At 63.0% G+C, this 21,341-nt stretch carries 16 protein-coding genes; 4 read left to right on the top strand and 12 right to left on the bottom strand.

What is annotated here, in order from left to right:
• Nucleotides 1-43 precede the first annotated feature (43 nt).
• The 3 genes from accD to KD146_RS12850 all read left to right on the top strand — a co-directional run bounded on the left by accD (nt 44) and on the right by KD146_RS12850 (nt 4,946).
• The gene (gene accD, locus KD146_RS12860) at nt 44-1,024 is read left to right on the top strand and encodes an acetyl-CoA carboxylase, carboxyltransferase subunit beta (RefSeq protein WP_212659235.1); all 981 of its coding nucleotides are present in this window, start codon (nt 44-46) and stop codon (nt 1,022-1,024) included.
• Between the two features lie 421 nt (nt 1,025-1,445).
• Complete coding sequence (locus tag KD146_RS12855; protein WP_249327857.1) at nt 1,446-3,518, top strand: methyl-accepting chemotaxis protein; 2,073 nt, start codon at nt 1,446-1,448, stop codon at nt 3,516-3,518.
• 135 nt (nt 3,519-3,653) lie between these two features.
• Nucleotides 3,654-4,946: a bifunctional folylpolyglutamate synthase/dihydrofolate synthase gene (locus KD146_RS12850; RefSeq protein WP_212659234.1), complete on the top strand. Its 1,293-nt coding sequence runs from the start codon at nt 3,654-3,656 to the stop codon at nt 4,944-4,946.
• Between the two features lie 82 nt (nt 4,947-5,028).
• Here KD146_RS12850 and KD146_RS12845 read toward each other — a convergent pair whose 3' ends face one another.
• The 12 genes from KD146_RS12845 to KD146_RS12790 all read right to left on the bottom strand — a co-directional run bounded on the left by KD146_RS12845 (nt 5,029) and on the right by KD146_RS12790 (nt 20,395).
• Nucleotides 5,029-6,699: a glycoside hydrolase family 3 protein gene (locus KD146_RS12845; protein WP_212659233.1), complete on the bottom strand. Its 1,671-nt coding sequence runs from the start codon at nt 6,697-6,699 to the stop codon at nt 5,029-5,031.
• A 66-nt stretch (nt 6,700-6,765) separates the two neighbouring features.
• Nucleotides 6,766-7,089 (bottom strand): thioredoxin, encoded by a 324-nt coding sequence (gene trxA / locus KD146_RS12840; RefSeq protein WP_212659232.1) that lies wholly within the window; start codon nt 7,087-7,089, stop codon nt 6,766-6,768.
• Nucleotides 7,090-7,261: 172 nt separating this feature from the next.
• Nucleotides 7,262-7,585 (bottom strand): thioredoxin, encoded by a 324-nt coding sequence (trxA, locus tag KD146_RS12835; protein WP_212659231.1) that lies wholly within the window; start codon nt 7,583-7,585, stop codon nt 7,262-7,264.
• A gap of 79 nt (nt 7,586-7,664) precedes the next feature.
• On the bottom strand, nt 7,665-11,096 hold the full coding sequence (gene addA / locus KD146_RS12830) for a double-strand break repair helicase AddA (protein ID WP_212659230.1): 3,432 nt from the start codon (nt 11,094-11,096) through the stop codon (nt 7,665-7,667).
• The gene (gene addB / locus KD146_RS12825; protein ID WP_212659229.1) at nt 11,093-14,107 is read right to left on the bottom strand and encodes a double-strand break repair protein AddB; all 3,015 of its coding nucleotides are present in this window, start codon (nt 14,105-14,107) and stop codon (nt 11,093-11,095) included. Before addB ends, addA begins: the two co-directional genes overlap by 4 nt.
• Nucleotides 14,104-14,868, bottom strand: coding sequence for a nucleotidyltransferase family protein (locus tag KD146_RS12820; RefSeq protein ID WP_212659228.1), 765 nt, complete (start codon nt 14,866-14,868; stop codon nt 14,104-14,106). The genes addB and KD146_RS12820 overlap by 4 nt, the downstream gene beginning before the upstream one ends.
• Before the next feature lie 54 nt (nt 14,869-14,922).
• Nucleotides 14,923-17,343 carry a phenylalanine--tRNA ligase subunit beta gene (gene pheT / locus KD146_RS12815; RefSeq protein WP_212659227.1) on the bottom strand — a complete coding sequence of 807 codons (2,421 nt, stop codon included), beginning with the start codon at nt 17,341-17,343 and terminating at the stop codon, nt 14,923-14,925.
• 12 nt (nt 17,344-17,355) lie between these two features.
• Nucleotides 17,356-17,988 (bottom strand): 3'-5' exoribonuclease, encoded by a 633-nt coding sequence (locus KD146_RS12810; RefSeq protein WP_212659226.1) that lies wholly within the window; start codon nt 17,986-17,988, stop codon nt 17,356-17,358.
• A gap of 2 nt (nt 17,989-17,990) precedes the next feature.
• A complete protein-coding gene (gene pheS, locus KD146_RS12805) occupies nt 17,991-19,121 on the bottom strand; it encodes a phenylalanine--tRNA ligase subunit alpha (RefSeq protein WP_212659225.1) in 1,131 nt (376 codons plus the stop codon).
• 109 nt (nt 19,122-19,230) lie between these two features.
• Nucleotides 19,231-19,632 carry a 50S ribosomal protein L20 gene (gene rplT, locus KD146_RS12800; protein ID WP_212659224.1) on the bottom strand — a complete coding sequence of 134 codons (402 nt, stop codon included), beginning with the start codon at nt 19,630-19,632 and terminating at the stop codon, nt 19,231-19,233.
• Nucleotides 19,633-19,652: 20 nt separating this feature from the next.
• Nucleotides 19,653-19,853: a 50S ribosomal protein L35 gene (gene rpmI, locus KD146_RS12795; RefSeq protein ID WP_035099236.1), complete on the bottom strand. Its 201-nt coding sequence runs from the start codon at nt 19,851-19,853 to the stop codon at nt 19,653-19,655.
• A 161-nt stretch (nt 19,854-20,014) separates the two neighbouring features.
• The gene (locus tag KD146_RS12790) at nt 20,015-20,395 is read right to left on the bottom strand and encodes a hypothetical protein (protein ID WP_212659223.1); all 381 of its coding nucleotides are present in this window, start codon (nt 20,393-20,395) and stop codon (nt 20,015-20,017) included.
• Between the two features lie 278 nt (nt 20,396-20,673).
• On the opposite strand from KD146_RS12790, the gene KD146_RS12785 reads away from it, so the two are divergent.
• Complete coding sequence (locus KD146_RS12785; protein ID WP_212659222.1) at nt 20,674-20,994, top strand: hypothetical protein; 321 nt, start codon at nt 20,674-20,676, stop codon at nt 20,992-20,994.
• Nucleotides 20,995-21,341 lie beyond the last annotated feature (347 nt).

Raw genomic sequence — 21,341 nt, 5'->3', positions numbered from 1 at the left:
TTACAAGCTTAGGTGACGCACTAGTCACCGCGCGAGGCCCGCCATGAACTGGATCGATAATTTCGTCCGCCCCAAAATCCGCTCCATCCTGGGCGACAAGTCGCAGATTGCCGAGAATCTGTGGGTCAAGGATCCCGAGTCCGGCGAGATGGTGTTTTATCGCGATCTCGAGGCGAACCAGTGGGTCGTGCCCAATTCGGGCTACCACATGAAGATCAAGCCGGCAGACCGGCTCAAGAATTTCTTCGACGAAGGCCAGTACAAGCTGGTCAGCGTGCCCAGCGTGCCGGTCGACCCGCTGAGATTCCGCGACCAGAAACGCTATACCGACCGCCTCAAGGAAAGCCGGGCCAAGACTGGCTACGAAGACGCCGTACTGGTGGCAACGGGCAAGCTCTATGAGCGTGACGTCACCGTGGCCGTGCAGGATTTCGACTTCATGGGCGGTTCGCTCGGCATGGCGGCGGGTCAGGGCATCATCACCGGGCTGGAAACGGCGGCCAATCGCAAGACACCGTTCGTGCTGTTCGTCGCCTCGGGTGGCGCGCGCATGCAGGAAGGCGTGCTCAGCCTGATGCAGATGCCGCGCACCACGGTTGCCGTGCTGCGCCTGCGTGAAGCGGGCCTGCCCTTCTTTGTGGTGTTCACCGACCCCACCACGGGCGGGGTGACCGCGTCCTACGCCATGCTGGGCGATGTGCATATTGCCGAACCCGGCGCCCGCATCGGCTTTGCCGGCGCGCGCGTAATCGAGCAGACCATTCGCGAGAAGCTGCCCAAGGGCTTCCAGCGCTCGGAATATCTCTATGAGCATGGCATGGTCGACATGGTGGTGCACCGCCACGATCTGCGCTCGACGATTGGATCGCTGGCCGCGATCCTGACCAAGAGCGACGCGCCCGACGCGCTGGCGAGCAACAAGGCACCTGCAGTTGCCCGCAGCACAATGCGCGACGCGGCCGTCGCTGCCGAAGGCGATGATGGCGATCTCGACACACCCCCAAATGCGGCGCATGCCGAGTAAATCCGCCAAACCACTGGTATCAAGCAATTCTTCAAGGGCGCCTCGGGCGCCCTTTCTTCATGGCTGCATTGCGCCGGCTCAGCAGGGCGCAAATTTCACGATACCTTAAGGATATCGGTCAACTTTGAATGGTGGGAACGCCTTTGAATAGGATTTCGGCTGTGGGGGCGCAGCCGAAATATCACCTCAACCCGACCCTGGAGAACACCGTTCTACCGGACGAGACGGCATCCATTTTGATCTGACTGGCGCGTTGAGCGCGAGCGGCCGGCACTGCGCCGACCCTCGCTGTGTCGAGCAGCGATAGCGGATGGATCAAAACACAATCAGCGCTGCCCATGGGGGACAGCGACGCAGCACCACTCAAGAACAGATCCAAGGCCGCCATACGGGACGTGGCGAGACAGCAGGAAATACACGTATGAAAAAAATATCCTTCCGCGGCGGAATGAAGCTTTCAACCTCCATCATGGTCATGGCCATTGGCGGCGTGGCCGTCGCCGTGGCGGCCGTCGCCATGGTGGTCTATCTCAACCTTGCCGCAGGAACGGCACAGTTGGCACGCGACAATCAGCTGGCCAATCTGCGCATCGCCGCTACCGTGTTCGGCCAGGCTGTTGAGGGCACCGAGGTGAACTGGACGGCAGATAATCAGGTGGCTGGCGTCACCGTACCGGCCATGCCGGAATTCACCGATAATGCGCTGATTGAGCAGATTACCCAGGTGACGGGTGAAACCGCGACGGTGTTCGCCTGGGATCCTGAGACCGAAGACTTCTGGCGCAAGACCACCAATATCATTAAGCCCGATGGTTCACGCGCGGTGGGCACGCCGCTGGGCAAGACCGGCGCGGTCTATCCGGTGATCATGAATGGCCAGACCTATCTGGGTGAAGCGGTGATTTTGGGCACGCCCTATTACACGGTTTACCTACCCATGAAGGATACTGCCGGACAGGTTGTCGGCATTCTTTATGCCGGCGTGGAGAAGGCCAAGATCGCGGCAGCGCAGGATGAGACGCTGCGCATGCTGTTCACCGTTTCGGCGCTGGTGTTTGCCGCTGTGGGTGTGGTGATGTTCCTGGCTTCGCGCTGGCTGATGCGCCCGATCCCCCAGTTGGTCAAGACCATGAGTGCGGTGACCGAGGACCCGGCCAATGCCGTGGTGCCCTATACCAAGGCGCGCAACGAACTGGGCGAGATGGCGCGGGCGGTCGAGGTGTTCCGTGAGAACGGGGTCAAGATAGCGGCGATGAGCGACAGTGAAGCGGCCCGGCTGGTCAATGACAAGGCCGACCGTGAACGCATGATGCAGGACCTGCAGCTGGCGTTTGGCGAGGTTGTCGATGCAGCCATCAATGGCGATTTCAGCAAGCGCGTGCATGCCGATTTCCCCGATGCCGAGCTGAACAATCTGGCCAGCAGCGTCAACTCTCTGGTCGAAACGGTGGATCGCGGCATTGATGAGACCGGTGACGTGCTGGCCTCGCTGGCCGACACCAATCTGACCCAGCGGGTCAAGGGTGACTACAAGGGTGCCTTTGCCAAGCTGCGCGACAACACCAATGCAGTGGCCGACAAGCTGACCGACATTGTTGGCCAATTGCGCCACACATCGCGCGGAGTCCGCTCGGCGACCGGAGAAATTCTGGCCGGTGCCAATGATCTGAGCGAGCGCACCACCAAGCAGGCGGCCACCATCGAGGAAACCTCGGCGACCATGGAACAGCTGGCTTCAACCGTGCTCGAAAGCGCCAAGAAGGCCGAAGAGGCCAGCGTCAAGTCCAAGACGGTGTCGCAGACTGCCGCCGAAGGTGGCGAGGTGATGAACCAGGCCACCGGCGCGATGGAAAAGATCACCAGCTCGTCGGCCAAGATCTCCAACATTATCGGCATGATCGATGACATCGCCTTCCAGACCAATCTGCTGGCGCTGAACGCCTCGGTGGAAGCGGCGCGGGCCGGTGATGCGGGCAAGGGCTTTGCCGTGGTGGCCGTGGAAGTGCGCCGCCTGGCGCAGTCGGCAGCATCGGCTTCGGCTGATGTGAAGGTGCTGATCGAGCAGAGTGCCGAGGAGGTGGCTGGTGGCTCCAAGCTGGTGGCCGATGCCGCCGGCAAGCTCGAAGCCATCCTTGAAGGCATTCGCGAGAACAGTCTGGTGATGGAAGGCATTGCCCGCGACAGCAAGGAACAGGCGTCTTCGATCGAAGAGGTCAATGTCGCGGTGCGGCTGATGGACGAGATGACCCAGCACAATGCGGCACTGGTTGAAGAAACCAATGCGGCAATCGAACAGACCGAAGGGCAGGCGTCCGAGCTGGACCGGATCGTGGATATCTTCGTGCTCGAGGATGGCCCGGTTGCTGCCAAGGCGCCGCTGGTCGAAGAACCCCGCGGCGGCATCAAGGGGCTGCAGGACAAGGTCAAGCAGGCTGCCAAGGCCTATATCAGCCACGGCAATGCCGCTGTGGCGCAGGACTGGAACGAGTTCTAGTCGCCTCCCCAACCAGACGATCAGGTCATCCCGGTACGCCGGGATGACAAACAATCAGCATGCCGGCGCAGAACGGCTTGAGCCGGACCGCGCCAACAGCGTAAACCGGGGCTCTAACGTTTCCGGTGAGTCCGCATGTCCCGTACCGACGCCATCCTCAAACGCCTTGGCCAATTGCACCCCAAGCTGATCGATCTCAGCCTGGACCGCATGCTGCCCCTGCTGGACGCGCTGGGCCGACCGCAGGACAAGCTGCCACCGGTGATCCATGTGGCGGGTACCAATGCCAAGGGCTCGACCATTGCCTATTTGCGGGCCTTTCTTGAAGCCGCCGGGCAGCGCGTGCATGTCTATAACTCACCCCATCTGGTGCATTTCAATGAGCGCATCAGGCTGGCCGGCAAGCTGGTAAGCACACGTCGGCTCAACCAGATGCTCGAGCATGTCGAAGCCGTCAATGCGGGCAGGCCGATCACCTTTTTCGAGGTGACCACGGTTGTGGCCATGATGCTCTATGCCGAGACCGAGGCGGATTACCTGCTGCTCGAAACCGGGATGGGCGGCACCTATGACACCACCAATATCGTGGCCCATCCGCTGGGGGTGATCATCACCCCGGTGGATCTGGATCATCAGGGTTTTCTGGGCAATACGATTGCCGAAATCGCGGTCAGCAAGGCCGGCATTCTCAAGCGCGGCAGCAAGGCCGTGATCGGGATGCAGCAGGAGGAAGGCCGTGCGGTAATCGACCGGGCGGCCCGGCGCCTGGGTATTACGCCCCTGTTTCAGGGCGAGGATTTCCACGGCGCGGCACAGGATGGCCGACTGGTCTATCAGGATGAAGACGGCCTGCTCGACCTGCCACCACCCGCACTGATCGGGGCACACCAGTATGACAATGCGGCGCTGGCAATTGCCGCGACGCGCCAGTTCGGTCTGCCGGTCGATGAAGCCGCTCTGGCCAAGGGCCTGCGTCAGGTGGTGTGGCCGGCGCGGATGATGCCGCTGCGGGGCCGCTTGCGCGACCTGCTGGGACCGGGCAGCGAGCTATGGCTTGATGGCGGGCACAATGTGCACGGCGCCACCGCGCTGGCGCAGGCGATTGACGAGATGAACCGCAACCGCCCGGCGCCGCTGGTGCTGATCATGGGGATGATGAATACACGCAGCCCTGCGGCCTTCCTTGGCCCCTTCGCTGGCAAGGCCGAGCAGGTATTCACCCTGACCGTGCCCAATGAGCCCAATGCGCACAAGGCGACCGATATGGCCGAAACGATTAAGGCCGCCGGGTTTGCCGCGACGCCGAAGCGGTCGATCCTGTCGGCGCTGCAGGCGGCGGCAGCCATCCCCAATGCACGGGTGCTGATCTGTGGTTCGCTGTATCTGGCCGGCGATGTCCTGGCCAAGAACGGCACGCCACCGGACTAAGCTGTGGCTGTCAGTCTAGCCGGCAGGTGACTCCTGTCCCTTCCAGTCCTCCCCTGGCGCGGGGAGAAGGGAGGGCGTGTGGCTAGTATTTGCCCTGATCACTGCCGACAAAGGGGTCGACGGGACTGGTGCTGGTGAATTCGGCGCGGCCCATAATGGCTTCGACCACCGCGGCCTGCAGCGCCTCGCTGGAGCCATAGGCATTGATATAGGCGGGCACGCGCGGGGCATCGTAGAGATAATACGGATAGCCAAACGAGATCATCAGCGTGGGCACGTCGTGCCAGACCCGAGCCATGCCGCCAAAGACGTTGCCGGTCAGCTTGACCCAGTCAAGAAAGATGCGGCTGCGGCCCAGCAGGGTCTCCTCGGCGAACAGATAGAGCACCAGATCGAAATCCCTGGGGTTCACCTCCATGCCGGGGGTGAACACGGTGACCTCAAAACCCTCTTCCTCGAGCCGGATGGGCACGCTGAGTGGCAACGGCTCGGGCACGAAGGGCAGCACCACGCCGCCCGTATAGATCAGCACACGGCGGTGCTTGCCCGGCGAGAGCGGCAGGAGATTGTTGACGTCCTTGACCAAGGTGGGGACCCGGGCGGTAATCGCTTCGGCGGTGGCGCGGTGCGCCTCGGTCGCCACGACATTGCTGGCGGCGTCGAGATCGGGGGCTGTATTGCCCTTGTGCAGGCCCTGAGCGGCCTTGAGTGCCAATACGCGGGTGACGGCCTCATCGACGCGCTCCTGGCTCAGGCGGCCATCGGCTACCGCTTTGACCAGCCGCATCAGATCGGCATTGGGATCATCGGAAAACAGGATGACGTCGCAACCGGCGATCACCACTTCGGGCAGGGTCTGATCGCGCGGCCCCCAATCGCCCAGCCCCGCCATGGCAGTGGCATCGGAAACGATCAGGCCGTTGAAGCCGAGTTCGCGGCGGAGCAGGTCTTCATTGAGAATGCGGCTGAGCGAGGCAGGCCGATAAGCTTCGGGGCCCGCATCGGGATCAAGCGAGAGTGCATAGGCGGGCAGCGCGATATGGGCGGACATGATGCTCATCACGCCGGCATCGATGGCCTTGCGATAGAGGCGGCCAAAGGTGTCTTCCCATTCACTCATCGAGAGCGGATTGACGGTCGTGACCAGATGCTGGTCGCGATCATCATAGCCCTCGCCGGGCCAGTGCTTGACCGTGGCGGCAACGCCATTGGCCTGGAAGGCGGCAATCTGGGCCAGGGCGTGGCGCTCGACCTTGTCTATATCGCTGCCATAGGAGCGGGTGCCGACAATGGCACTGCGCCAGGCGATGTTGAGATCGATAACCGGGGTAAAGCTCCAGTTCAGGCCCACGGCACTGGCTTCGCGCGCCATCAGGGTCGAGATCGCCGTGGTGGCCTCCAGATCATCAATGGCGGCCAGACCAAGCGGGTTGGGCACGGATGTGCCCATGGCCAGGCTCATGCGGCTGCCCTCAAGGTCGGCGCTGATCAGCAGCGGCACGGCACTGAGTTCGGCCAGATCGCGCGCCAGGGCGATCTCAGCGGGCAGATCGGGCGAATAGATGCGGGTGATCCCGCCGGGCTTGAAGGTGCGAACCTGTTCGGCGGTCTGTTCAGGGGTGCCGCGGGCGAGCAGAACAAAGAGCTGGGCGAGCTTGTCACGCGGGCTGAAGCTGTCCCGGGTGGTGTGCACCCAGGCCACGGCATCGTCATCGAGGTGGAACGGGGCGGCAGCGAGATCGATGGGCGCCATGGGGCTTGCTCCCTAGAGTCTTTTTGTTATCGGCAAGCACTAGCAGATGTGGCCGGGCGGCGAAACTCACGCCGCGTGCTGCTCCAGCCACTTGATCAGTTGCACGCGCGACTGACCGGCGCCCACCTTCATGTCCACAGGCTGACCAGACTTGAACACGATCAGGGTGGGCATGTTGCGCACATTGTACTGGGTGGTCACGGCAGGATTGGCGGCAACATCCAGCTTCACGATCTTGACGGTGTCGGCCAGGGTAACGGCTAGTTCATCGAGTGTGGGGCCCATGGCCAGGCATGGGGCGCACCATTCGGCCCAGAAATCGACCAGAACGGGCTTGTCGGCATTGAGCACTTCGGTGGTGAAATCAGCGTCGGTGACAGGCTGGGCCATTGCGCACTCCATTGGGCGGTTGGAGGCTCAGGCTAGACAGAGTCTGTGCCAGCGGGAAGGCATAGCCGCCAGTGTGTGGCGGCCGAATTAGAAAGTCTTGCTCTACCGGCGGGGCAAAGAAAAACACCGCCGGGTTACCCCAGCGGTGTCAAATCTGTCGCGATACCCGAAATCAGGCAGCGTGGCCTTCGAGCCATTTGGTGAGGCCAGCCTTGGGGGTGCCTGCACCAATCTTCATGTCGGCGGCTTCGCCGCCCTTGAAGAGGATCATGGTCGGGATGGAGCGAACGCCATACTTGCTGGCGGTACCTGGATTGTCGTCGACGTTGAGCTTGACGATCTTGACCTTGCCGGCCAGTTCGGTCGAGAGCTCATCGAGCACGGGAGCGATCGCGCGGCACGGCCCGCACCACTCCGCCCAGAAATCAACCAGGACGGGCTCTTTGGAGTTGAGTACTTCCTCGCCGAAGTTGGCGTCGGAAACATGAGTAGTCATGGGTGTCTGCCTTTTGTTTTAAAGCGGCGGTCTGTCTGCGCCCAAAGCTGGTGAGAGTCCAGCATGGCTACAAGCAAGATCACCGCAAGGTGAAGCCTTCAGCGCCCGCCGCGAGGGCGTCTGGGGGCAAAATCATCAATGATTCCAATGTTGTCCATAGGATTGCTGCACGTATAACCCGCCCGGGGAAAAGCTGGTGTGCAACCAGCGCATATAGCCCGAGCTGGGTCACATAGCTTCCCGGCACGTCGCCGGGCATACCGGGGACCGACGCGTCGGATTTATAGTCGATCACCATTACCCCGTGGTCGTCAATCACCAGTCGATCAATCCTGCCGGTGAGGCGAATCGGGCCCCCATTGTGCTGCGCATCCAGCAAGAACGGCACTTCAGCGCGGCTGGATGGCCCGAACAGATGCGCCAGTTCGGGGCGCTGCAGGATGGATATCGCCTTGGTGGCGAGTCGCGCGTGATCATCGGGCGAATCAGGCAGCAGGGCCGCCAGCGCCTTGTCGGCGATTTCGGGCCAGATCGCCGGGTCGAGCTTGCCCAGATGCTGCAGCAGGGCATGCAGCGCGATGCCTTCACGGCGGGCGGCCTCGGCGTCGCGGACCTGTTCAGCCAGGCTGTCCAGCGCGCGGCCCGACGGCGCACTTTTACCCGCCAGCGAGGGCGAGACCAGTGGAATGGTGAGCGGTTCGGGGAGTGGATCAAAGGCCATCGGGGCGGCGCTGGCGCTGGCCGGGGTGGCGACAGCGCCAATGGCGATGGGCGCGGTGCGCTCGCGCGGATAGATCAGCGCCGATTCGGCGCCCTGGGCATCGGTCTGGCTTTCGGCGTGGGGGCGAAGGGCGGTTTCAATGGCCTCGTACCAGCTACCCTCGAGCTGCTTGGCCGCATCAGCACCCGGCGTCAGCGCGCCGGTGACATAAAGCTCGTCTTCGGCGCGGGTCATGGCAACATAAAGCTTGCGCCAGTATTCGCGTTCGAGATTGTCGTCGATCTCCTGCTTGATGGGCAGGGTGGCATCGACATGGTCGGCTGTCCCCGAGGCATGAATGAGCAAAGGGCCAGGCGCGTCAGCCAGCAGATAGACCGGCTTGCCGATCATCTGCTTGCGCTGCTTGGTGGCGGCATCGGCCAGAATGACGATGGGCGCTTCAAGGCCCTTGGCGCCATGCACGGTCATGACACGGACGCCGGCCCCGGCTTCAGGCAGCTCGCGCTTGATGGAGCCCGAACGCTGGCGCATGTCGGCCACAAAGCCCTGCAGAGAAGGCTGGGGCCCCTGTTCATGGCTGAGCGACAGCTCGAGCAGTTCGGCGACCACGTCATCGACCTCGCCGCCAAAGCGGGCGTGGAAGCGCTTGAGGCCATTTTGGGCGTAGAGCACCTGGGTGAGGAATTCGAAGGGGCGCTCGAAATCGAGCTCGCCGCGCCAGCGGGCAAGGCGCTGGGCCGCATCAATGCAATCAGGGTCCGTGTGTTCGGCCAGTGCCTGCCACAGGGTCTGGTTTCTGGCCCGGGGCTGGGCCAGCGCGAAGAGCGTGTCCTCATCGATGTCAAACAGCGGCGAGCGCAGCAGGGCGGCCAGTTGCAGATCATCGGCAGGGTTGAGCAGCACATCGCACAGCGCCAGCAGATCCATGACCGCAATATGGCTGGTGACGCCCAGCCGATCGGCGCCGGGGGTGGGCAGGTCGAGTTTGCGCAGGGCGCGAATGACTTCCTGAAACACCTGGCCGCGCGACTGCACCAGAATGAGCACATCATCAGCGGTGACCGGGCGGCCACGACCGGTCAGGGGGCGTTGCTGGTCGATCCAGGTCTTGATTTCGCCAGCGATACGCTCGGCAATCTGGCGCGGGGCACTGCGCTCGGTTTCGAGCACGGTGGTGGGCCACTCGCTACCGGCCGGGGCATCGGCCACCTGCTGGGTAGGGGGCCAGAGCGTGACCGAGCCCCCGCGCATGGTGCGGGCGGTATTGTGGTGCACCTTTTCGGATTCCAGCAAGGCCGCCTGAATATCGTCGCGGTCGCTGACCAGATCCACGGCGGCCAGGATTTCGGGCAGGGTGCGGAAGCTGGTGCGCAGGGGCACGGGTTCAAAGGGGCGTTCGACGGTTTCGGCCTTGAGTGCAAATTCCTGGCCGGTAGCGCCGAACAAAGCGGGTTCGGCCCCCTGGAAGGAATAGATGGACTGCTTCTGGTCGCCCACCGCAAAGAGCGACCGGGGGCGTTCAACGGCCCCTGCCCCGGCGAAGTATTCTTCGGCAATGGCGCGCACCACACGCCACTGCTCGCCATTGGTGTCCTGGCTTTCATCGACCAGAATGTGATCGATGCCGGAATCGAGCTTGTAGCGCACCCAGTCACCGGACTGGTTCTGGAACAGATCGGCAAGCCGCTCGACCAGATCATCGAAATCGAGCAGCGAACGGGCGCGCTTCTGGGCATCATAGTGCTTGCCGACAGCGGCGACGATATCGAGAAGGGCGTCGCTGCGTTCGATGAGCTGGCTGGCGCGGCTGGCGGCAACCAGCCCGGCAAGGCGCTCGGCTTCGGCGGTCAACAGCTCGGCCAGATCGGGATCGGCGGTGCTGACGGCCTTGACCACGAGGCGGGCCGGCATGGTGCCGTCCGCCTTAAGAAAGGCGGCGCACCAGCCCATCGGATCAGGCTTGCCCAGATCGAGGGCGGCCAGCTTGTCTTCAAGCTTGCGATTGCCGTCACCGGGCGGGCAGATGGCAAATAGTTTGGTGACATCGTCCTGGGTAACGAGGCGTTCGGCGATGATCGCCTGGTTGATTTCAGTGGCTGAGCGATTGGCGTCAGCCCCGATCAGGGCGCGCAGATTGGCGCGGGACTTTTCGGGATCGGCCAGCACCAGCTTGAGCTTGCGGCCATCGGAGAGAGCGGCATCGATGGCGTTCTTGATCTGGTCGTCGCTGAGGGTTTCGAACAGGGTTTCGACCGCACCGTCGACGCCGAGCCCCTGCGAGAGCACGGTTTCGCGGGCCGATAGCAGCATGGCGCTGCGCTCATCATCCTCGATGACAGCGAAATCGAACGGTACCCCGGCTTCGAGCGGGAAGCGATGCAGCACCGATTCGCAGAAGGCGTGGATGGTGACGATCTTGAGACCGCCGGGGGTTTCGAGCGCCTTGGCAAACAGGGTGCGGGCGCGTTCGCGCAGTTCGGTGGTGACGTGCAGGCCATCAATGCGGGCCAGTTCGGCATCCAGCGCGGCATCGTCGAGCAATGCCCATTGCGCCAGCTCGCCGGCCACGCGGCGGCGCATCTCGGCGGCGGCGGCCTTGGTATAGGTGAGGCACAAGATCGCCTCGGGCTTCACATCCGAAAGCAATAGCCGCAGCACGCGGCGGGTGAGCACAAAGGTCTTGCCCGAGCCCGCATTGGCCGACACCCAAATCGACCAGGCCGGATCGGCGGCGCGGGCCTGATGGGCGGAAGTATCGAAGGGAACAACAAGTGTGCCGCGTTCGCTCATGATGCGTCCTCCCCACCATCGACGGCGGTCCACTCGGCTACGCGCGCGAGGTGGTCATAGGCGCCGGCAAAACGCTGGCCGGGCAGCGGCAGCAGGCGCGCTGGCATGGGCGTGTCGCGCATTAGGAAGAACTCGATATGGCGCTGCATGCGGGCAGTGATCTCGTCGGCGGCGGCCATCAGGTCAAAGCCGTCGGCTGGCGTGAAGGGTTTTGCCGTGAAGGCGTCGGGGCCGAGACCCACCTTGATATAGGTGAGGGCCGAGGTGTTGGCGGGCGTGATGTCGCCCTTGAGCGTGCCTGCCTTGGCCATTTGCGCTTCAAGCAGCAATTGGGGGACTTCAAAGGCCTGCATGGCACCCTTGGTGGGGGGCGAGCCGGTCTTGAAATCGATGATTTCGAGCGTGCCATCATTGAGCGCATCGATGCGGTCGGCGCGACCGCGCAAGGTGAAGGCCTCGCTGAGGTGCAGGTTGAGCTCGCCATCGATTTCGGCGTGACGCTGAAACACCATGGGGTCGCGGGCGCGTTCGAAATCGAGGAACTGGACGGCGGCGGTGTGGAAGCGGCGCAGCCAGATGTCCCGGCGATCACCAATGGCGTCGAGCCCGGAGAATTTTTGTGCGGCGATGGCCATCAGGGTGTCGATGGCGTCGGGGGCCATGACGTCGTGCTTCTGCTCGACGAATTCGGCAAAGATGTCGTGGATGATGGTGCCGCGCTCGCGGCCGTCGGGGGTGTCACCCAGCGGATCGAGTGGGCGCAGCTTGAGCACGTGCTTGGCATAGACGTCATAAGGCGAGCGCATCAGGGTTTCGATCTCGGTGACCGAAAGGGCGCGTGGGCGCGTGCTGGCAGGCGGATTGGGGGCAGGCCGTGGCGCCGCCCGGGTCTGGGGCACGGCGTCAAGGCTGCGAGCCTGGTCGAGCCATTGCGCGCCACGCTGCTCCCAGAGCTTTGTCGTTTTGGTGCCGGCAAACGCCTGCAGGCGCTGCAGCAGGCGCGAGGCAATGGCGGGGCTGGAGCCGACGCGGTCGGCATAGGCGATGATGATTTCGGAATTGCCCAGCGCCTGGGCAAAGTCATGGGCGGCCAGACCCTGCCGACGCTCCGGCGGATTGAGCCCGGCTGCCAGACGCATGCCGCGACTGAGCCAGGGGCCGGGATCGGCGGGTTCGGGCCATTTGTCTTCATTGAGCGCGGCGACAATCAGCAGATCGGGATTTTGCAGGCGGGCTTCGAGCTGACCCCAGATGGTGATGTCGCTGCGGCGTTCCTCATGGGTGCGCACCTGCGCGCCGAGCATTAGCGCGGTGAGCACACCATCGAGCTGGCGCGGCCGGAAGATATGACCCTCGCCGGTCAGACTGGCCATTTGGCTGGCCCAGTCCTGCAATTCGCGTCGACCGGGAATGTCGGCGCCATCGGCCACGGCCTCAAAGGCGGTGCACAAGGCCGAGGCGAGGGCGCTAGCGTGGATGGTCTTTTCGGCCATCAGGGCAAAGAGCCGGGCCAATGCCGCTTCGATCTGTTCGAACAGGGCAGTGATGGGCGCGCGGTCTGCTTCGTGCAAGCGACGGGCGGGGTGGGTGGTGGTGCCCTCGATATTGGCGGCGAGCAGCTGGCGCAGGCCGGCGAGGCCGGGATTGGCGCGCTGGCCGCGCAGCAGGCCCAGCTCGATGGCGTCGGCCAGCGCCGAGATGGCGGCGCGGGACTGGCCGAAACGGGTGGCGCGATTGCGCAGCAGGGCCATCAGATCGACGGCGGCGCAGTTACTGGTGGCGAGCGCCAGAATTTGTCGCAACAAACGCCCGGCGGCGGACTGGAACAGCGGCACGCCGGCGGCGTCATCGACCTCAACATCGAAGCGGCGCAGTTCGGCGGCGATGCGGCGGGCCAGATTGCGGTCGGGGGTGACGATACCGACAGTCTTGCGCTCGCTCAGGGCCTGACGCGCCGCCAGCGCAACGGCGCGGGCCTCTTCATCTTCGGTGCGGGCGCGAATGACCGACAGGCCGGTGCTGGCGTGATCGAGCTCGTCCGCACTCAGGCGCTGGGTCGACCAGCGGGCGGTATCCTTGGTCAGCGCCAGCGCGCGATGCACCAGCGTGGTACGTGGATGATCGTCTGGCGCCAGCTCGGAGACGTCGGCAATGGCGGCGCCCATGGATCGCAGGAGCTTGGCCAGACCGAACTGGGGATGGCCATGGGGGTTGTTGGCGTCGTCCAGCAAAGCGGCGTGGTCATCCGGGCTCATGGAACAATCGAGGCCGGGCAGCACCACAGCGCCGCGCGGCAGATCGTTGATGGCCTTGAGCAGGCGCGCCGTGGCGGGAATGGAGCCGGTGGAACCTGCCGCGATGACGGGGCGATCGCCATAGACCAGCGGCGTTGCCAAGGCCTGTCGGTCGAGGCGCTGGCCGCGCAGAAAGGCGGTATCGGCTTTCTTGCCGTCGAGCCGCAGTGGCCAATAGGTCAGCGCGATATCAAGAAAGGTCAGGGTCTGCTGCCAGTATTCGCCCAGATTGGCCTCGATCTCGGGAACGATGGCACGGATTTCGGCGGCACCGCGCTCTTCGGTGTGCAAATCATCGATCAGCAGGCCCAGCGACTCGGCCATTGAGAGGATTTCACCCGCCGTCGGCGGACTGGAAAAGGCGCGCTGGCCAGCAGCCGAATTGGCCCACTGATCGACAAGGCTCGAAAGCACCAGACGGCGCTCCAGGCCCGATGCAGCGGGCAGAGGCGTGGGCGCATCAAAGGGCGGCAGGAAGGGTTCTTCGTCTTCGACCTCGCCACCAAAGGTGCGGATATCGGGCAGCAGGCTATGGCCGCGGCGGGCGAATTCATCGGCCAGGGCCAGCTTGGCGCGGCGGGTGGGCAATACGATGGTGACATCGGTAAGCCAGAAGGGCTGGGTCTGATCAGCGCCGGCAAGCAGGCTGCCATCGATCACCCTATCGGCCAGGGTGGCGATGAAGCGGGCATGGGGGGCAATCGAGAACAGGGTCATGGCGCATCCGCCGGGGCGAGCCGCGCTTCGGCCGCTGCCAGGCCGTCCGGATCGCCGACATGGAACCAGGGGGCATTAAGGGCGACGCCATAGAGGGTTTCGCGCTCAAGGCATTGCTCGAAAATGTCATTGAGCGAAAAGGCACCATCGGGGGTGTCGCTGAACAGGGATTTGCCCATGATCGCGACCCCGCCATAGATTACCGGGGCGCCATAGTCGCGGGTGATTTCGCCACTGGGCGAGAGGCAGAAATCGTGACTACGGGCAAAGCCCGAAGCGTCTCGCGGATGCACGCAGAGCAGGACGATCTCGGCACGGCCTTCAGCGAAGCGGGCCTGCATGCGGGCGAGCGGGGTGTCGCTGCCAGCGGGCCAAAAGGCGTCGGTGTTCATCACCACAATGGGATCGGATGCCAGCATGGGCAAAGCGCGTTTGATGCCACCGCCGGTATTGAGCAGTTCGTCCTCGCGGCTAACCTTGAGCAGGCCGCCAAAATGGGCCAGCAGCTGGTCGGCGCGGTAGTGGGCATTGGCGACAAAGCGCTTGGCCCCCTCGGCCCTGGCATTGTCCATGACCCGCTCGATCAGGGGTACGCCGGCGACAGGCACCAGCGGCTTGGGGATGGTGTCGGTGATGGGGCGCAGGCGGCTGCCAAGGCCCGCGGCCAGCAGCATCACATCGGGGAATCGGCTGGTATCGGTCATGGCCGGATAAGAGCGATGTGGGGCCGGGAAGTCCAGTGCTGGGTTTGGTGCGTCCACCCCCACCCGACCTCCCCCTGCAGAGGGGGAGGAGTGGTATTGTGTTTGTGGCGCCTAGGTGCGCAAAACGCCGCCGGTGGTTTTGGTGACGGCAGCGACGACAGCGGCCGAGACCTTGTCGATGTCCTCATCGGTCAGGGTCTTGTCAGTGGGCTGGATGGTCACCTCGATGGCAACCGATTTCTTGCCTTCGCCGACATGGCTGCCTTCGAAAACGTCAAAGATCGTCACATCCTTGATCAGTGCCTTGTCGGCGCCGCGGGCAGCGCGAAGGATGATGGCGGCGGAGACCGACGTATCGACGACAAAGGCAAAGTCGCGATTGAGCGGCATCAGGGATGAAAGCGCCAAAGCGGGCTTGGTCCTGGTGGCCTTCTTGCGTGGCTCGGGGATAGCATCGAGATCGATCTCGAAGGCGGCGACGGGGCCGTCAATGTCGAGCTCGGCCGCCATGGCGGGGTGCAGTTCGCCGAACCAGCCCAGCGTGACCTTGGGGCCCAGGGCAATGCGACCGCCGCGACCGGGATGGCTCCAGGCAGCGGGCTCGGAAAGCACCTGAACCTTGTCAATATCAACGCCAAGCGCATCAAGCGCGGCGGCGAGATCAGCCTTGGCGTCGAATACGTCGACGGGCTGGGCCTTGCCCGACCAGTGACGGCCTGCGCCAGTCAGCTTGGCCGAGCCGGTGCGAATGCCGGTCGCATAGGTATGCTGGCCTTCGGGGGCGTCGGACAGGAAGACCTGACCGACTTCGAAAATGCCCAGATCATCGGCGCCGCGATTGGCATTGCGCCGGGCAGCTGCCAGCAGCCCCGGCAACAGGGATGGTCGCATATCGGTCATGTCTGCGGCGATGGCATTGGCCAGTTGCAGGCTTTCCTGACCACCGCCAAACCGGGTGGCTTCGTCGTGGGAAATAAAGCTCCAAGTCACCGCTTCATCCAGCCCCCGGGCGGCCAGCGCCCGACGGGCGATGCGGCGGCGGTTCTGGATGGTAGTGAGCATGCGCGGCGCGACATTGGTCAGGCGTGGCAGGGGTTCGACGGGCACATTGTCGACGCCAACCATGCGCATGACTTCCTCGACCAGATCGGCCTTGAGGGTCACATCGGGACGCCAGCTGGGCACCTTGGCGGAGAAGCTGTCGCCCTTGGCGGTCAACTCAAAACCGAGCTTGGAGAGGATGGCAGTGACAATCATGGGCTCGACGTCGAGACCGGTGAGGCGCTTGACCTCACTGAGCGGGAAATCGACCACGGTATTGGCGTAGACGTCTTCGCCCGAAATGGCAGGCTCCATCGGCTCGCCACCACAGAGTTCGAGCACCAGACGGGTGGCCAGTTCCAGACCGGGGTCGGTCAAAGCGGGGTCAACATGGCGCTCAAGGCGATAGCGGGCGTCGGAAACAATGCCGGTCTTGCGGCCGGTGCGGGCGATCAGATCGGCGTCCCAGCTGGCGCATTCCATGAACAGGTTGACCGTCTCATCAGTGGTACCCGAGCGGATGCCCCCCATGATGCCACCCAGGCAGAGCGGCCCCTGATCATCAGCGATGACGGTCATGGTCTCGTCGAGGGTGTAGGTCTTGTTGTCGAGCGCGTCGAAGCTCTCATTGCGGGCATTGCGCAGCACGGGCTGGCCGACAATCTTGTCGGCGTCATAGGCGTGCAGGGGGCGGCCCCAGCCCAGCGAGACCAGATTGGTGATATCGACAATGGTGTTGATGGGGCGCAGGCCCACGGCGCGCAGGCGCTGCTGCAGCCAGGCCGGAGAGGGGCCGTTCTTGACGCCCTTGATGTAGCGGCCGCCGAAGCGGCGAATGGTCTTTGGCTCATCGGCGCTGAACTGGTGCGGCAGCGGTGCGATAGGGCTTGGTCCCTTTGAGGGGACAGGCGACATGTCGGTGGTTTTGAGCGTGCCCAGACCATAGGCAGCCAGATCGCGGGCGATGCCATAGACACCGGTGGCGTCGCCACGATTGGGGGTGATCGAGATATCGAACACCACGCCATCAATGCCGGCATATTTGTCGTAGGGCACGCCGATAGGCGCATCTTCGGGCAGTTCGATAATGCCGTCATGATCCTCGGAGAGCTCGAGCTCGGCATCCGAGCACAGCATGCCGTTGGACACCTGGCCGCGGATATTGCCCTTGCCGATGGTCATGTCCTTGCCCGGGATATAGGTGCCGGGGGCGGCAAAGACCGTCTTGAGGCCGGTGCGGGCATTGGGGGCGCCGCAGACCACGTCGATGAGTTCACCAGTACCGGCATCAACCTTGCACACGCGCAGCTTGTCGGCATTGGGGTGCTTTTCGGCAGAAACCACATGGGCGGTGACGAAGCTGGAAAAGGCCTTGCCCTGATCTTCCATGCCTTCGAGTTCGAGCCCGATCAGTGTCAGCGTCTTGCCGATTTCAGCGGCGGACGCATCGGTGTCGAGGTGCTCCTTGAGCCAGTCGAGGGTGAATTTCATGAGATCAGCACCTTAGCGGAAGTCGCTCTTGCTGCCGGCAATCGGCGGCAGAGCGCGGGAAATTTTCATCAGTTCGACGAGCACATTGGCAAAGCCGCGGGCGTCGTCGATGGCTTTATGGGTATGGGCGATGTGCCCGTAGAATTCGGCTGGCAACTTGCTCATGCCCCAATCGGCATAAGGCGCGCCGCGCAAGGTGCCGGCCATGGTGTAGAGGCACACCCCGCCACCCTTGAAGATCTGGCGCTGGGCAAAGGGGCCGCCCAGCACGCGGGTATCGGCGAAACTGTCGAGATAGTGGTCCATCCAGAGCCCATCAAACATCATGGGCGCGGCGGCGAAGACACGGGGACCGGGCAGGCTTTCAACCCAGTCGGCAAAGCGCGGCATGACAATCTCGGCCGGTTCGGCTCCAGTCGTGGAGGCTTCCCAGGCTTCTGGCTGGGTGGCCCACCAATCCATGGTGACCGGGTTCTGCGCCTTGTCAGCGCGTGGCTGCAGCACCGCCTCGAATTCGCCATAGCGCTTGCCGTTCGCGTCGATGGCAACCGAGGCAAAGCTGAGCATCGAATTGTGCAAGGGTGTGGGGCCATCGCTTTCGATGTCGGTGACGACAAAAACCGGATTGGGCAGCGCGTCGGTCATGATCAGCTGCTCAGCCCGCCGAACAGGGTGGGCAGATCGAGCGGGCGGAAGCCGTAGTGGTCGATCCAGCGTTGATCGGCGTCAAAGAAGGCGCGCAGATCGGGCATGCCGTATTTGAGCATGGCGATGCGGTCGATACCGATGCCCCAGGCGAAGCCCTGATAAACGTCGGGGTCGAGCCCGGCATTGGCGATCACATTGGGGTGGACCATGCCGCAGCCGAGGATTTCGAGCCAGTCATTGCCCTCGCCGATCTTGACCTCGGCGCCGGAGCGATCGCATTGCACGTCCACTTCCATGGAGGGCTCGGTGAAGGGGAAGAAGCTGGGGCGGAAGCGCAGGGTGACGTTGGGCACCTCGAAATAGGCCTTGAGGAATTCCTCAAGCACCCAGCGCAGCTGGCCGATATGGCTGGATTTGTCGATCACCAGACCTTCGACCTGATGGAACATGGGGGTGTGGGTCTGATCGCTGTCATTGCGATAGGTGCGGCCGGGCATCACCACGCGGATCGGCGGATCGATATGGGGGGTCAGATAGGCCGCGGCGGGCTTCTCATTGGTCTTTTGCATGACGCGCATCTGCACCGGGGAGGTGTGGGTGCGCAGCACCTTCCTGGTGCCATCCGCACCGGGCTTCATGAAGAAGGTATCGTGCATTTCGCGCGCCGGATGGCCTTCGGGGAAGTTCAATGCGGTGAAGTTGAGATAGTCGGTCTCGATATCGGGGCCTTCGGCGATCGAAAAACCCATGTCCGAAAAGATCGCGGTGATCTCGTCAATGGTCTGGCTGATCGGGTGAATGCGGCCGCGCGCTGTGGGCGCAGGCTGCAGCGGCAGGGTGATATCGACGGTCTCGGCCTTGAGCCGGGCATCGAGCGCTGCGGATTTGAGTTCTGAGCTCTTGGCCTCGACGAGCCCGGCAATTTCGAGTTTGAGGCCATTGATGGCCGGACCGGCGCTTTTGCGCTCTTCGGGAGCCATGGAGCCGAGCGAGGCAAGCAGCGCCGAGACGCTGCCCTTCTTGCCCAGCGCACTGACGCGGACGGTATCGAGCGCGGCCTCATCGGCAGCTGCGGCGATGGCAGCGCTGAGTTCGGTGCGCAGGGTGTCGATCTGGGTATCGAGGGACATTACTGAACTTCCAAATTTGCTGGGTGCGTTAGACCAAAACAAAACGCCCCGCGCCAGCCCAAAGGGCGGCGCAAGGCGTCAAAATCGACCTCAGCAGAGCTGGGGAGAGTTAGGCTGTGACGCGAGCGTGGGTAACAGTGTCCACGCTTTCGAGATACGCAAGAGCAGCCTTGGCCTTGGTGACCAGCACGGCGAACGCTTCAGGCTGGGTGATCGCGAGATCGCTCAGCACCTTACGATCGACAGCAATCTCAGCCTTGCTGAGGCCGTCGATAAATCGACCATAGGTCAGGCCGTGATCACGGACGGCAGCGTTGATACGCTGGATCCACAGAGCGCGGAAGTTGCGCTTCTTGATGCGACGATCGCGATACGCATACTGGCCGGCCTTTTCGACGGCCTGCTTGGCGATACGGATCGTAGACTTGCGACGGCCATAATAGCCTTCCGCAGCCTTGAGAACTTTTTTGTGACGGGCGTGATTGGTAACGCCTCTTTTAACGCGTGACATGTGTCAGCTTCCTTTCAGCGTTAGCGGTTGTACGGCATGTACCACTTGACCAGACCCTCGTCGCCCTTGGACAGGATCTTGGTGCCGCGGTTCGTGCGGATGTACTTTGCGTTGTGGTTGATCAGGCGGTGGCGCTTGCCGGCGACGCCTGCCTTTACACGACCGGTCGCTGTGAAACTGAAACGCTTTTTGGCGCCAGATTTCGTCTTCATCTTGGGCATTTTGCGGGTCCTTATAAGAGATCGGATGGATTTGGGCCCATCGCATTCAGAGATCGCCACGGCATGCCTTTTGGCCGGGCGATCCGGAGAAGTTGGCTCTATAGGCGGAAAGCGCAGGGCTGGCAAGAGCCTGGAGTGGACTCTGGGCGGCGATATGCAAGCTAATCTGCGCGCCTGGACTGAAACGACATCGGCAGGCCGCCAGGCAGGCTGAGATAATAGATGCGCTCGCCATGCGCATCAACCGGACCAGAAGGCTCAAGGCCATTGGCGCGGGCTGTGGCGGCATAGGCGTCGGCATCATCGACAACCACCTGCAGCATGGTGCCGGATGGCATGCCCTCGCCCTCGGGCCAGACTTCAACCCAGCTATTATCAGCGGCAGGAAAGATGGCGCCGGTAAAGCCGTCCTGGTTGCCCGGCAGGCCGAACTTGGTCAGATCCAACTGCGGCATGGCCAGACCATTGCCGAATATTGCGGCCATGGCTGATGCGTGTTCGGGCGCGGCGACATGACAGAAGCGCAGTCCAAGAACGGTCATTGTCTTCTCCTGACGACATTGAAGAGTAATCCAATCACGTTTGGTCTGCGTTATCCACTTGTGCAGCTGCCGGAGCCAATCAAGCAAATCCGCCGCCGCACATTTTTCTCCTCCCCCGAACATTCCTGCAGAGCCCCGGCCAGCGGGAACTTTATCGACATTATCACGCGGGAGTGTTCAGTTTTTTTGAACATGGCTGAAACTTTCAGGGGGTGCTGTGCGTAATTCCTCCCGAGATCGCAACTGACCTCCACCAAGCGTTACAAAGGAATTTTGCTATGAACATGATCAAGATCGCCGCCCTGACCGCAACACTGCTCGCCGGCGCTTCGACCGCCGCTTTGGCTTCGAACCCCTATGACGTGATGAGCGGCATCAGCTCGCTGAGCGCCATCCAGGAAGCCTCGAGCGCAACCGTGCTCAAGGTCAATGAGAATGAAGCCCACTCGCTGGCCTTCAACAATGACCCAGCCGCCGTAAAGGCACGCGTGCAGAACAACAAGTGGCTGATGGAGACCATTGAGCGTCAGGGCTATACCCTCGAGCAGATCGTCGGCGTCAGCGGCGAAGAGAACAGCCTGACCCTCTACGCACTCTAAGAGCCCGGGCCAAATCGGTCAGCGCAATGGGCTGACCACACTGCCCGACGACCCCGCGTCGTCGCCCACTTCAACCTCAGCATGACGCCTAGCGTACCGACCTCCCCTCCCGGGTCGACAGAAGGCCCTTTGTGGCCCGCGTGAACGCGTCATGCCCCCTCAAGCGAAGGAAATTACTATGAACATGATCAAGATCGCCGCCCTGACCGCAACACTGCTTGCCGGCGCTTCGACCGCCGCTTTGGCTTCGAACCCCTATGACGTGATGAGCGGCATCAGCTCGCTGAGCGCCATCCAGGAAGCCTCGAGCGCAACCGTGCTCAAGGTCAATGAGAATGAAGCCCACT

It is taken from the genome of Devosia litorisediminis (genome assembly GCF_018334155.1).
GTDB lineage: Bacteria > Pseudomonadota > Alphaproteobacteria > Rhizobiales > Devosiaceae > Devosia > Devosia litorisediminis.
This window is presented reverse-complemented; position numbering and strand designations above follow the sequence as displayed.